12 protein-coding genes are annotated in these 13,040 nt (G+C 37.9%); 9 read left to right on the top strand and 3 right to left on the bottom strand.

Annotation, left to right across the window (positions count from 1 at the left end; translation table 11 throughout):
* Positions 1 to 535 precede the first annotated feature (535 nt).
* Genes MHB51_RS06245 through MHB51_RS06235 form a run of 3 tightly spaced genes read right to left on the bottom strand, consistent with a single transcriptional unit; the run spans position 536 to position 3,016 of the window.
* The gene (locus MHB51_RS06245) at positions 536 to 2,119 is read right to left on the bottom strand and encodes a pilus assembly PilX N-terminal domain-containing protein (protein WP_342559239.1); all 1,584 of its coding nucleotides are present in this window, start codon (positions 2,117 to 2,119) and stop codon (positions 536 to 538) included.
* Complete coding sequence (locus tag MHB51_RS06240) at positions 2,116 to 2,556, bottom strand: prepilin-type N-terminal cleavage/methylation domain-containing protein (RefSeq protein WP_342559238.1); 441 nt, start codon at positions 2,554 to 2,556, stop codon at positions 2,116 to 2,118. The genes MHB51_RS06245 and MHB51_RS06240 overlap by 4 nt, the downstream gene beginning before the upstream one ends.
* A 1-nt stretch (position 2,557) precedes the next feature.
* Entirely contained in the window at positions 2,558 to 3,016 is a 459-nt protein-coding gene (locus MHB51_RS06235; RefSeq protein WP_342559237.1) for a prepilin-type N-terminal cleavage/methylation domain-containing protein, read from the bottom strand.
* Positions 3,017 to 3,606: 590 nt separating this feature from the next.
* Here MHB51_RS06235 and MHB51_RS06230 point away from each other — a divergent pair.
* From MHB51_RS06230 to MHB51_RS06190, 9 genes are all read left to right on the top strand, one after another.
* Positions 3,607 to 4,872, top strand: a complete 1,266-nt coding sequence (locus tag MHB51_RS06230; RefSeq protein WP_342559236.1) for a VanW family protein — start codon at positions 3,607 to 3,609, stop codon at positions 4,870 to 4,872.
* Positions 4,873 to 4,890: 18 nt separating this feature from the next.
* On the top strand, positions 4,891 to 6,561 hold the full coding sequence (locus tag MHB51_RS06225; RefSeq protein ID WP_342559235.1) for an ATPase, T2SS/T4P/T4SS family: 1,671 nt from the start codon (positions 4,891 to 4,893) through the stop codon (positions 6,559 to 6,561).
* 12 nt (positions 6,562 to 6,573) lie between these two features.
* Entirely contained in the window at positions 6,574 to 7,617 is a 1,044-nt protein-coding gene (locus MHB51_RS06220; protein ID WP_107942337.1) for a type IV pilus twitching motility protein PilT, read from the top strand.
* Positions 7,614 to 8,819, top strand: a complete 1,206-nt coding sequence (locus MHB51_RS06215; RefSeq protein WP_066171175.1) for a type II secretion system F family protein — start codon at positions 7,614 to 7,616, stop codon at positions 8,817 to 8,819. Before MHB51_RS06220 ends, MHB51_RS06215 begins: the two co-directional genes overlap by 4 nt.
* A 100-nt stretch (positions 8,820 to 8,919) precedes the next feature.
* A complete protein-coding gene (locus tag MHB51_RS06210; RefSeq protein ID WP_342559234.1) occupies positions 8,920 to 9,357 on the top strand; it encodes a prepilin-type N-terminal cleavage/methylation domain-containing protein in 438 nt (145 codons plus the stop codon).
* Positions 9,358 to 9,807: 450 nt separating this feature from the next.
* Positions 9,808 to 10,785 carry a pilus assembly protein PilM gene (pilM, locus tag MHB51_RS06205; RefSeq protein WP_342559233.1) on the top strand — a complete coding sequence of 326 codons (978 nt, stop codon included), beginning with the start codon at positions 9,808 to 9,810 and terminating at the stop codon, positions 10,783 to 10,785.
* Complete coding sequence (locus MHB51_RS06200; protein ID WP_066171168.1) at positions 10,782 to 11,381, top strand: hypothetical protein; 600 nt, start codon at positions 10,782 to 10,784, stop codon at positions 11,379 to 11,381. Before pilM ends, MHB51_RS06200 begins: the two co-directional genes overlap by 4 nt.
* Positions 11,381 to 12,067: a potassium transporter gene (locus tag MHB51_RS06195; protein WP_342559232.1), complete on the top strand. Its 687-nt coding sequence runs from the start codon at positions 11,381 to 11,383 to the stop codon at positions 12,065 to 12,067. The genes MHB51_RS06200 and MHB51_RS06195 overlap by 1 nt, the downstream gene beginning before the upstream one ends.
* 169 nt (positions 12,068 to 12,236) lie before the next feature.
* Positions 12,237 to 12,992, top strand: a complete 756-nt coding sequence (locus MHB51_RS06190) for a prepilin peptidase (protein WP_342559231.1) — start codon at positions 12,237 to 12,239, stop codon at positions 12,990 to 12,992.
* Positions 12,993 to 13,040: the final 48 nt, after the last annotated feature.

Raw genomic sequence — 13,040 nt, 5'->3', positions numbered from 1 at the left:
TTGGCCCTTGTGTTGCTTTATCGTTTCATAATATAAAAAATGAAAACCGCACGCTTCGCTCTGTGATTTCCTCAGCGACGAAGACTTGTTTTTTTTGAGATTATGTCCTTAATATTCAGAAATACAGGCTCTTTTTTCGTAGTTTACTATGTACCTGTACCTGTTGTTTCATTTGGCACAAAAAAAAGATTCTAAGGACTATGTTGTAGAAAATATTCAGGAGTTGTATGGTGTTTGGCTGATAGCCCCTCAAGAATCTTCGTAAAGCTGATTTCGACATACACTTTACGGCATGCAAAAGCTGGCGTAAAACTGGTTTAAAAAAGTGGCAAGTTCCATACTTGAAAATCATTATAAATTTGTTACTAGTGTGTTAAACAAGCCATCAGACAAATGTGCTCCTTTGGTAGAAGGTTGTGTGAGAACTTTTATATTAACCAAAAGAGCAGATTTTGTCTTTTTACATTATTATATAGAACCTCTCTGATGTGAATATGAGGTATAATTAACCATTTATTAGAATACCATCTAGCTTTTAATTTTCAATCATATTGGTGTAAAATAAATCAAATTCCTCCATCTCAAGAATCTGCTCAAAATCTTTAAATGCGTTATTAGAACCAGGTAATGGAATAAGAGGCTCACCATAGGTTATTTTACCTGAGCCAACCACCTTAACACTTTTCGCAACAACAGTACCGACGACCCTTGCAGAGCCAGCGACATCAACATGGGCATTAGGAGCTATGATAAATTGACCAGTAGTAGGTGTTGAGCCACTGATAGTTACACTGTTTCCATTAGTAAAAATATTACCATGCAATCTAGTGCTGTTACCTATTGACACAGGCGCGCTTTTGTTATAGATTGAACCTTTAATATCTCGATTACCATTAAGATTTAAATGGCTAATACCATTATAAAATAAGTTGAATTTTGATGGATCCCCTTTACTATTTATGCTACTAGCATCGTGTCTTAAACTTACTTTAGGAGTATAAAGATTTAATGTTCCATTTCCTATTAACTCGATATGACCTTGATCTTCATATTTTAAATGAGAGATATATAAATTAATGTTTTGATCCCCCACATCGATGTAGAGTGTTCGATTACCCTTAAAATTTAGAAGGTCTAATTTTGTGTCTCCTATAAGTGTTAAAATGCTTCCATCAGTTTTGTCTACCATATCTAAGGAACCATTTTTAACTAAATGAATACCTTTATCTGTGGTATAGTTATTCAGTGTTGCCAAGTTATTTAATTCAATAAATTTGTCATCTGGAAAGGGGGGGGAATAGTCTGCTGTATCAAAATTTATTGGATCAAGTATTTTATTAGGACGGGCATTGGGAGATATAAGTTTTTTATTTGGATTAAGGTTTATATCACCTGTAATACTCGTGCTCCAACCAAAAGTAATATCTCCATTGGCAGCAACTTTTCCATCTATTACAGAACTGCCTGTAAGTTCAATATCACCAGAGGTTATAGCTCCGTACTTTTCTAAAACACTACTTGTTTCATTGTTAGGAGGGTCAACCTCCCCGCTAGTACCGTCATCATCCCCTATATTAATCCAAGGCTCTTGCATTTGGATAATTTGAGTTACTTCCCGTGAGCTAGCATTTTGAATTTCACCTTTTGATATTATTTGAACTTGATAAAATTTTTTTTCATCTATAATTGTCTCGGAAATTTTCGATACAGAAATTATTGCTTCTTTTCCTGAAGAGATGTCATATGAATCTATAGAAAAATCAAAATCTTCATATTTTGTTTGAAAGATTTCTTTGTATTTAATATTAACTTCTGATTTTTTTAAACTAGGTTTCTTTTCAATTCTTCTAGTAGTATTCTCACTGTCAATCCATAGATTGAGATCATCGAGTGCCGCTTTTCGAATAGATTTAAGGTCATCTATTACATCTAATTTGGCTAAGTTTACTCCAGCTTCAGCAATATAAAAAACAGCTTGGTCAGTACGTTCATAGTCTACTTGTTTTAAACTATTTGAAGAAATGGAGAGCAAAGAGATACCTAGAATTGAAATAATTACAACTAAGAATAAAGCGATAACAAGTGCAGAACCTTCATTATTTTTAATGTACTTTATCAATTTGAACCCTCCCTAAAATTTATTTCGGTATTTACAATTTGATCATTTAAACTTTCGATTTGTATTGAATTAGAGGTAATCGATAAGTCTTTAATATTTGTTGCGATAATTTGTGAGTTTCGGAAAATTTGATTATCCTCTAATCTATATGTTGCAAACTCCGCATCATTTAATATAAATTTGTATGATTTAATCTGAGGATTCATTGACTCATCAGATTCATCTTTAAAATCATCGCTTTTCCTAAAATCCTTCGTAATCACCTTTAAAGCATAAGAAATCTCTTTAATATCATGATTATGTGTACTCTGCTCGATTTGCTGCTTTGTTGCAGAAGTAACGAGGCTAATGCTTAGCATCGACACGATAGCGAGGATAACAATGACAGCTAACACTTCAAACAATGTAAAGCCTTTACTGTTTCGGAGTAAACGCATATTAGTTTGCCCCCCCTAGTATATAAACATTTTCCATGGTTGCTTTACTATTTGTCCTGTTTTCAACAACTTCAAGATGTACATAGACCGCATTTTCATAGGTAGAGCCTTCTGCGAAAGTTTGTAATGTTAAGTAATACGTAAAATTACCTTCTTCGCGTGGTAAGTAAGTATATGTTTTTTCCGGCAATGAAGAATAGGAGGTACCAGGTTCCTCACTCAGTTCGTAAAGGCTAGCAAGATTTTCATAGGAGCTAGCAGCACCACTTGCATTATAAAACTTTTCCATTTCCATCTGAGCCACATAGGTAGCGTCCATAATATCATTTGATTTATGTGTTGTTTTATTTGATTGGATAAGCAGCCCGAAAAAGGAGATTAACACAATGCCAATTAATACAAGAGCAGCTATCACTTCAATTAAAGTCATACCCTTATAATTATTTAAGTGCTTTATCAAAAAGTTCTCCTCCTTCACATTCATGAAATAAATTTAGTTGAAATACTGCTTAACAGTCGAAAGAAAATTTGGAAAACAATCTGCAAATTCCTAATTTAGCCCTAGTTGCTTTCATATAAAAAAAGGGTATTTAATAATTAGGGATATAATTTAATTCTTTTTTATTAGAAGTAAATTGAAATAGGTTATTATGCTTATTTTAACCTAGAAATTAAATGAAAAAAAGCTTTATAATAAATATATTAGCTACTTTATTCGTTATCGCTAGACAAGATGTGACTATTTATTCCGAATAAATTAGGTTTCAATTAATTTATTTGAATCTATTATATAGGTATATTTTCGTCTTTTTAATAGAAAAGTGAAGTGTTAATATTATTTTTTTGAAAAAAATAATGTAAAAGTCATGAAAAATATTTTAATTTATTGAAAATAGGTCGAATAGTATATACAAAGGGGCTATTACTAGTGTATTCTAAAGGCAATAGATGGTAGGAGAAAATTGACTTTGAAAAATAAGTGAGGTGTTATGTGTGAGGATTAGTTTAAAAGTATGCCTTCTCGTGACTTCAGTAGTTCTTCTTATCTATATGATTTATCCTACTAATTTATCCTACGCTGATTCAAATAGTGGACAATCCACAATCGGTGGAATAGTAGTAGATGATTTGAAAACGGATGATATTAGAGAAAAGGTGCAGGAAGCGGTCAATCAATGGACGAGTGAGCCGATTATCGTGTCGGGTGCTGGTACAACGCTTAGCTTCAATGCGGCAGCCATTCATTTTGATGTTGACAGCACAATTGTCACATACGAGCAAATGACGAAAAAATCGTGGTTTTCATTTTGGAAGCCAAAGCGCATCGTACAGCTACCGCTACAAATTACGGTAAATGAAGCGTTGATGGCAGAAATTGAAAAAGTGAAAGTTTGGGAAGCTGATTCTACCTATCATAAGGTATTGGCACAGGCCACTAATTTGGCCTCTCATGAAATAGAAGCGGACGTTAAAAATTTAAACGCATATGACACTGAGCGTATCGCATTAGAAATTCAACCAATTCCAGAAGCGGCGGCGGGTCTATCTGATTTAGTACAAGCAATAAATGAGCAGCTGGTTATACCAGGACAACCCTTTTCTTTAGTGGAAGCATTAGGAGAAGAGAAAGACCGTGCTAATGGTGAAGCGTTAAATTTCATTGCATCGATGCTTTATAGCATTGCGTTAAAAACGAATAGTGAGATTTATGAAAGAGCATCCCAAAATAGCATACCCTCCTATTTGGAACCGGGCATAGAGGCGGCTATAACACGTAACGGTTCAAAGGATTTGAAATTTTTAAATACAACGGATTATGCAATAGAGTTAAAAATGACGCTTGAAGGCGACAATTTAAAAGCAGAGGCTTACGGTCCTAAAAATAGTCAAAATGTTGGTGTGCAAGTAACGAGAGATTACGAAATTTCTCCACGTGTTATTACACGCTATTCCAAAAATTTACCTGTAGGACAGGAGCAGCTTATCGAGGAAGGACGAGCAGGCTTGCGTGTTTCCGTAATGCGCTATAGCGCGGATGAGCCAGAGGGGGAGCTTATTAGTAAAGATTATTATGCACCAGCACATCGCGTTATTTTAAAGTCGACAAAGCAGCCGGAAGCTACATCAACTTCGGTGGACTATTCAGAGCAGAGCCCGGGGCAATCTTTGAGAGAAAAGCCGAAGCTTGATTTGAATGGCGATGGTTTAGCTGATTATGATAATGGGATAGGGCAACTCCCCACATTGCCACAGGGTGAAAAGGATTTACCAGCAGGTAGCTATTACGATAAAGGAGGCAATTTAGTTACGCCTTAGAGGGAGGAAGAGTATAGCGTGAAGGGAACAGCTAGAAAACGTCTTGGAGATTTACTTGTCGAAGCAGGGGTTATTACAGATGAACAATTGAATCATGCACTCGAAACGAAAAATCGTGATGAGAAGCTTGGCGACTTCCTTATTAAAGAAAACTTTTTGACAGAGCAGCAATTAATTGAAGTGCTTGAATTTCAATTAGGTATTCCGCATATTCATCTAAATCAGTATGCTATAGAGCCGGAATTAATCAAGCTTGTGCCTGCTGAATTAGCAAAGCGCGCGAGCATTATGCCAATTCGACGTGATAAAAATAAATTGTTTATCGCGATGGCAGACCCGATGGATTATTTTGCAATCGAAGAAGTGCGCATGGCGACAGGCTGTCAAATTGAAGTGAGTATTGCCGCAAAAGACGATTTGTATCGCACAATTACAAAATATTATGATTTGCAGGAGTCGATGGAAGCAGCATTATCTGACTTAGGAGATGCAGCGACACGCGCGGAGGCGCAGCAGGAAATTACAGATGATGATTCGCCTATCGTACGTCTCGTTAACCAAATTATTGCTAACGGTGTTGCACAGCGCGCCTCAGATATTCATTTTGACCCACATGAAACGGAATTTCGCGTGCGCTATCGTGTAGACGGCGTATTACGGACAGAGCGCTCTTTACCAAAGCATATGCAAAATATTATTACTGCTCGTATTAAAATCATGGGCAACTTAAATATTACAGAAAACCGTATACCGCAGGATGGTCGCATTAAAATTCAAGTGAATTTTAAGCCCGTTGATATTCGTTTATCAACGCTTCCGGGAATTTACGGTGAAAAAATCGTGATGCGTTTGCTTGATTTAAGCAATGCACCAACTGATATTGATCAAATTGGTTTTACAGAGCAAAACGAAGCGCTTTTCCGCTCAATGATACAACGTCCAAATGGTATTGTTTTAATTACTGGTCCTACAGGTTCAGGGAAATCCAGCACATTATATGCTGCTCTTTCTAATTTGAATGATGAGGCAGTCAATATTATTACAGTGGAAGACCCAGTGGAATATCAGCTTGCAGGTATTAACCAAGTGCAAGTGAAAGAGGAAGTAGGACTCACTTTTGCAACAGGTCTTCGTTCGATTTTACGTCAAGACCCCGATATCGTGATGATTGGGGAAATACGAGATTTTGAAACAGCACAAATTGCGGTACGTGCTTCTTTAACAGGTCACTTAGTGCTTAGCACATTGCACACAAATAGCGCAGTTGAGTCTATTTCACGCTTGAAGGATATGGGGATTGAGCCGTTTTTAATTTCTTCCTCATTAGTTGGTGTGATGGCACAGCGTTTAGTGCGCAGAGTGTGTCGAGATTGCAAGCAGACGGTTGAAGCAACAGCGCGTGAAAAAGCCATTTTTGTAGAAAACGGTTTAACTGTAGAAACAGTTGCACGTGGACGCGGCTGCCCATCTTGTAGCAATACAGGCTACAGGGGGCGTATGGCGATTCATGAGCTACTTTTAGTAGACCGTCAACTAAAGGAACATATTTTAAACAGTCAAAATGTAAGTGTCATAGCAAATTATATGAAGGAAAAGGGCTATAACACATTGCTGAAGGACGGCTTACTAAAGGTGCTGGAAGGTGTAACAACAACTGAGGAAGTGCTACGAGTAGCAACTGTAGAGTAGGGGAGTGAGACGATGACACACTCAATTCGAGAATTATTAATGCATGCTTATGAGCAAAAGGCATCCGATTTACATTTAACTGTCGGTATTCCACCAATGTATCGTATTGACGGCAAGCTAGCTCCTTACGGTAATGACATGATTACACATGAGCAATTAAATACGATGGTTCAGGAACTAATTCCAAACCATAAGGCGCAGGAATATAAGGATAAGGGGGAAACGGATTTTAATTATTCGTTAGAAAGCCTCTGCCGATTTCGTGTGAATGCATATCATCAACGCAATACAAGTGCTGTTGCAGCTCGTTTAATTTCAAGTGAAATCCCAACAATCGACTCTTTAAATATGCCGAGTGTACTGTTCGATTTGGCGGACAAGCCTCAAGGTTTGATTTTAGTAACAGGTCCTACAGGCTCCGGGAAATCAACAACTTTAGCAGCAATGATTGACTATATTAATACGAATAAAGCGAAGCATATTATTACGCTTGAAGACCCGATTGAGTATTTGCATACACATAAAAAATCAGTCGTCAATCAACGCGAAGTCGGTGTGGATACGGAAAGCTTTGCAAACGGCTTGCGTGCATCATTACGTCAAGACCCTGATATTATTTTAGTCGGGGAGATGCGTGACTTAGAAACGATTTCGACTGCTATTACCGCGGCAGAAACTGGGCATCTCGTTTTTGGCACATTGCATACATCAAGTGCTCCAACGACGATTGACCGCATTATTGACGTATTTCCACCGCATCAGCAGGGACAAATACGCATTCAGCTAGCCAATGTTTTACAAGGTATTATTTCCCAACGTCTATTTGTGCGCAAAGGTAAAAAGGGGCGTGTGGCAGCAACGGAAATACTTGTTGCAATTCCCGCTGTGACAAATTTAATTCGCAATGAGAAAATTCATCAAATTCCAAGTGTGATGCAAACGAATCGAGCACTTGGCATGCATACGCTGGAAACGTCAATCCAAGGGCTTGTGTCCGCTGGGCAAATTGCGTTGGAGGATGCGCGTCCATTTATGAATGTAGGTGAATACATTTGACGGTTTTTAAGTATACGGGTCGCACTTCAGCAGGTGTCACGAAAAAGGGCACAATTGAGGCGGCAAATCAAAATGCAGCCATTGCCAAACTGCGTGAGCGTGGCATTAATCCACGTGAGATTAGCGAATCTTCAAGTATCATGCATATGGAGATTAATATTGGTGCTAAAGTAAAAAACCAAGATTTTGTTATTTACTGTAGGCAATTTGCGACATTAATACGCGCAGGTGTTTCAATTGTAGAGGCAACAAATATTTTGGCTCGTCAATCCACTTCAAAGCCGTTAAAAAGAGCGCTAGAGCAAGTGGAGGATGATGTGCGCTCAGGTATCGCCTTCTCAGGGGCTGTGAGCAAGCATCCGAAAGTATTTCCAGAGCTATTCATCAATATGATGCGCTCTGGGGAAGCAACAGGGAATATTGATAGCACGCTTGAACGCTTAGCTAATATGTTTGAAAAGCAATACAATTTGAAGAAAAAAGTGCAATCGACGTTAGCTTACCCAGCCGTTTTAACTGTTTTAATTATCGTCGTTGTCGCATTTCTACTTATTGTCATTGTCCCAAGCTTTGTTACATCCTTTGAAGATATGGGGGCAGAGCTACCGACAATTACAGTGATTACTGTCGCCTTTAGTGCATGGCTCCAAAAGTTTTGGTGGCTTGTTTTACTTGTCGTCATTGTAGCTATTGCTGTATTCGCTTATTTATTCAAAAATAATAAGCAATTTCATTTCAATGTTCATTACATGCTATTGAAATTGCCACTTTTCGGGCCATTGCTTCAAAAAACAGCTATCGCGCGTTTAATGCGTACACTGGCATCACTTTTCAGCGCAGCAGTGCCAATTTTACAAGCATTAACAATTTCTGAAAAGGTAAGTGGTAACCCCGTCGTCGGAAAAGTGATGCTTGATGCAAGAGCTAGCCTCGAGCGCGGAAGTACACTATCAGAGCCGCTTGAGCAAAGCTGGATTTTCCCACCAATGGTCACGAGTATGACGCAAATCGGTGAAACGACAGGCTCACTTGACTTTATGCTTGAGAAAATTGCCGACTTTTACGAGGAAGAGGTTGATCGTTCAGTCGACACATTAAAATCATTGATTGAACCATTAATGATTGTTTTTTTAGCAGCTGCGGTAGGCATTATAGTGGCAGCCATTTTTATGCCAATGTTTAGCCTTTACGAACAAATGTAAAGGCAATGGACGTTTTGCAAGGAGGTGAACTAAGGTGCAACAAACGTCCGAGCAAAAGCAAAACACTACCCAATACATTGAAAAACAAGGAGGAAATAATATGTTTCAAACACTAAAAAAACGTATTAAAAACGAGAAAGGTTTAACACTAATTGAGCTATTAGCAGTAATTGTGATTTTAGCAATTGTTGCTGCAATTGCTGTTCCGGCGATTGGGAATATTATTGCTAAGTCACAGGACCGTGCTATTTTAGCAGAAGCATCAAATATTTTATCAGGCGCAAAAATTGCTGCTGTTGATGGTGCATGTGGAGATGATAATATATGTAGCAACAGCGAATTAGGAGCTTATGTGGATGGTGTTACACTAGATACTACTGATAATGCTACTTATAATGCAACAGCGAAAGAGTGGTCAATCACTTATGGAAAATTAGATGAGATTAAACTAGATGAATATAAGGTAGGTACCACAGCTACAGAAACAGCAATTAATACAGCATTGAAAAATGCAGGTGGTTCAGTGACAACACCATAATTAACCCCTCATCGAACACCTAACCTAGCAATAGCTTAGGTGTTCCATTGAAGGATTAATTGTTGCATTTATTGAAATTGAATCATTAGAGCAAGTCTGTTGATTATGTAAATAATATATTAATTATCGTGTTCTATAGGGGGAAATGCTTTTCTACTAGCCATACACTCGTTGATTGTAGTGAAGGGGGCGACTCCATCGGGATCAGAGGTAGGGAGGCTAAAATCGCCGCGTCCTGCGGCAACGCCTCCATGACCAACTTCGTGTTGGCCTCGAGCTGAAAATCCATTTATTTCGGCGAATGCCGAAATAAATTAGTTGAAGCCACACCCCGAGGAAAGCGTCCACCGTAACGGAAATCAACGAATTGCTAGGCATTCTCTATAAAATAAAGGCTAATCAACACGCTTGTCATCTTAGCATAGAACGCACAAAAAGGAGCTGCATCATATGTTCAAATTTAAAAAGAAGTCACATGTAGCAATGGAACTAAATGATTACATATTGCGTGTGCTCGTGAAAAAAGGTGAGCAGGTAACGCAATGGGAAACATATGATATTTTGCTTGCACAAGGAATTGTTCAGGAGGGCGTTATCGTAGATGAGGTGGCGCTCTATAAAATTATGAAAGAAAATATGGAGCTGTTTGGTGGGAAAAAGCAGCTTGTGCGCACATTTGTGCCAGATACTTCGGTTTTATTGAAAAACTTTGAGCATCCAGATGATGTGACGGGGAGCAAGCTGAAGCCTTATGTGCAAATGGAGCTAGGGCGTACAGTGCATTTGCCGTTTCATGAGCCTTTAATTGACGTTTATGACCCGATTGAAGGGGATGGGCAGGCGACATTGTTTGCAGCGCCTTCAGAGGAAGTGACGAAGCTTGTTAATTTATTGTTAGATGCACCACTCACGCCAGAGGCTATTGATATTCGGGCACTATGTCATTTGAGATTACTAGAAAAAATGGAGCAATTACAAAATAATAAAACATATATGATTACGAATTGGTTGATTAACGAATTAACGGTTTGTATTTATTCGAATGGGCATGTTGATTTTTTACGCTTCCAAACAATCGACACAGATTTGACAAAATGGCATGGGGTAGTTGATAGTCAAAATGAAGTGACATTCTCCTATACAGGGGAGGAAGAGGACTATCGAATGCTCCTTATCGACCGTGTAATGGAGCTTGACCGAATTATGAATTTCTTTAGGTTCTCTCTGCATAAAGGTGAAAAAATGATTGATGAAATTATAGTTATGGGCGATAATCCATGGCTTCCTATTATCAGTGAGCTAATTTCTGAAAGCTTGCCGATAGCGCTTAAAATAGTTGATGATAAAGCGATTCAGCAACATTATCCGAATATGAAAGGCAAATATACGGCGCTTATGGGACTTGCTTTGAAGGAGGTACAGACATGATACCAGATATAAATCTGTTACCTCACGTTAGTAGAACCGAATCAAATTTTAAAATTTTTTATAGCATTTTAGCAATCGCTACGTTGCTTCTATTAAGTTTAATTGTATGGCAGTCTTTTGCGACACAGGCAGAAGTTACAAAGCTTACGAACGAGCAGCAAGCACTGCAAGCGCAAAGAGACCAGCTTCAAAATGACTATAATGCACTGTTAAATGCGAATACTGGCTCTATAGAACAGGCGGTTATATTTGTTGAAAAAGTATCTTACCCTGTATCGCCTTTAGTTGATGAGGTGCGTGCATTACTGCTACCGAACAGCTATTTACGTAACTACATGTTTGGTGAGGAAAAAGTAACTGTTAGAGCTGATTTTGAAACATTTACAGACATTTCAAAATATGTGGCACTACTAGAACAAAGCGAATATTTTAATGATGTTCAGCTAGGTACGGTTGCAGATTTCGAAGTGAATCCAAGTGGTGCTAATGATACGATTAATGAAAATGAAGTGGATTTTGGCAGCGTATCTCGCTACTCTGTTCAAATCGAGCTATATATTGATAAAATATATTTAGCTAACGGGGGTGTTCAGTAATGTTTAGCAATAAAAATTCAGCCCCAATTTTGTTGACAGCGCTTATCGCACTGATTTTGTTCGCAAGCTATTATTATTTTGTTTTACCAAAAAAGCAGGAGGCAGAGCGTTTGAACAGCTCTGTATCTAGTCTTCAGCAGGAAATTATAAGCTTACAATCGCAAATTGCGCTGAAGCAAAATGAAGAGAGAAAAGCTCCAGAAAATCTTTATGCACTGCAAAAGAAAGTACCAGCGCATAAAGATATTGTGAATTTATTATTAAATATGGAAGAAATTGAATTGCTATCCACATCTAAAATTACAGGAATGCAATTTAATAATTATGATGCTTTAGTAAGTGAGTCTGAGCTACAGGACCCAATTGATACAGAAGCTGACTCAGCAACAGAAGAACAAGCGACTGAGGAGTTACCAACCTCTTCAATTGCTAAGGAAACATTGCCACCAGAGCTGCAAATGGTCACATTTAATATTGAATTAGAATCGAAGAATGAAGCGGATTTGACTATATTTTTGAAAGAATTAGAGTCCTTGCAGCGTGTTATTCGGGTTGATCAAATTGATTTACAAGTTCCCGGAGAAGCGGATTTAGTAGAAGATGGTACACCTAAAACAGTTTCTGCTACAATACAAGCAACAACATTCTATTATGATTCAGCAGAAAACTCCTACCACTATAAATAATTTGATGAATGCTTCATTGTTTTTGATACAGCGAGCGGTTGTACTCTTGCTGTATCAAAATAAAGCCTCCGGCGGATGTCACAGATTTTGAGGAGGAGTTTTCGAGCAAGCTCGAAAAAATCTGGACCAATTATACCAAGGCGTAATTGGTTATGTAGGTGAGTAAATAATGACAATCACATATACCATATTTTCTTTTTTACTAGGGCTTATACTCGGCTCTTTTTATAATGTTGTAGGCTTACGTATTCCAAAAAATGAATCCATTGTTTATCCAGGCTCTCATTGTACAAATTGTCGCCGCTCATTAACTGCTATAGATTTAGTGCCAGTACTTTCCTATGTTTTATTGCGCGGGAAATGTCGTACATGTAAAGTGCGCATTTCCCCAATATATATGATTATGGAGCTTCTAACAGGGCTCTTTTTTGCCTTTTCCTATTGGCAGCTTGGGCTTTCGTTAGAGCTTATTGTTGCTTGGCTTTTTATTTCGTTACTCATTATTATTACAGTGTCAGATACCGCTTATATGCTAATACCAAACAAAATATTATTGTTCTTTTTACCTTTATTAGTATTAGGACGAGTTCTATCACCTTTAGAGCCTTGGTGGGATAGCTTGCTCGGTGCAGCAATTGGCTTTGGAGTTTTGCTACTCATTGCAGTTGTTTCCAAAGGAGGCATGGGCGGGGGCGATATAAAGCTATTTTTCGTTATAGGGCTTGTTCTCGGTACAGTTAATACATTATTAACATTATTTTTAGCAGCAGTTATCGGCATGATTGTCGGTCTTGTCATTCTTAAAAGACAAAATAAAGGTCGTAAAACCCCCATTCCATTTGGGCCATCTATTGCATTGGCAGCTATTATCGTCTACTTTTTTGGTGATAGCATGATGGATTGGTATATAAATTTATTCCTCTAGCGTTGCTAACAATAAATAATTAGCATACTATAATACTAATTACTTAGA

Origin of the sequence: Metasolibacillus sp. FSL K6-0083 (assembly GCF_038630865.1) — a bacterium.
Lineage (GTDB): Bacteria > Bacillota > Bacilli > Bacillales_A > Planococcaceae > Metasolibacillus > Metasolibacillus fluoroglycofenilyticus.
Note: the sequence above shows the minus strand (reverse complement) of the source record. Positions and strands in the feature narration are given on the sequence as shown.